At 56.9% G+C, this 821-nt stretch carries 1 rRNA gene; it reads right to left on the bottom strand.

The features are described from left to right. Nucleotides 1–821 (bottom strand): 23S ribosomal RNA (locus CQZ88_RS03540); the annotation flags it as partial.

The raw sequence follows: 821 nt of genomic DNA, 5'->3' as shown, positions 1-821 counted from the left end.
GAGTGCCGCGGCTTCGGCGGTGTACTTGAGCCCCGCTACATTGTCGGCGCAGAACCACTTGACCAGTGAGCTATTACGCACTCTTTCAAGGGTGGCTGCTTCTAAGCCAACCTCCTGGTTGTCTCAGCGATCCCACATCCTTTTCCACTTAGTACACGCTTAGGGGCCTTAGCCGGCGATCTGGGCTGTTTCCCTCTCGACTACGAAGCTTATCCCCCGCAGTCTCACTGCCGCGCTCTCACTCACCGGCATTCGGAGTTTGGCTGATTTCGGTAAGCTTGTGGGCCCCCTAGACCATCCAGTAGCTCTACCTCCGGTGAGAAACACGCGACGCTGCACCTAAATGCATTTCGGGGAGAACCAGCTATCACGGAGTTTGATTGGCCTTTCACCCCTACCCACAGCTCATCCCCTCAGTTTTCAACCTAAGTGGGTTCGGGCCTCCACGACGTCTTACCGTCGCTTCACCCTGGCCATGGGTAGATCACTCCGCTTCGGGTCTAGAACATGCCACTACAGACGCCCTGTTCGGACTCGCTTTCGCTACGACTACCCCACACGGGTTAACCTCGCGACATGCCACTAACTCGCAGGCTCATTCTTCAAAAGGCACGCCGTCACCCCCAGCAGACCAAACTGCTCGAAGGCTCCGACGGATTGTAAGCGCACGGTTTCAGGTACTATTTCACTCCCCTCCCGGGGTACTTTTCACCTTTCCCTCACGGTACTAGTCCGCTATCGGTCACCAGGGAGTATTCAGGCTTATCGGGTGGTCCCGACGGATTCACAGCAGATTTCACGGGCCCGCTGCTACTCGGGTA

It is taken from the genome of Rhodococcus sp. ENV425 (assembly GCF_002887785.1).
Classification (GTDB): Bacteria; Actinomycetota; Actinomycetes; order Mycobacteriales; family Mycobacteriaceae; genus Rhodococcus; species Rhodococcus aetherivorans.
The sequence above is the reverse complement of the archived record's forward strand: the minus strand, read 5'-3'. Positions and strand labels throughout refer to the sequence as shown.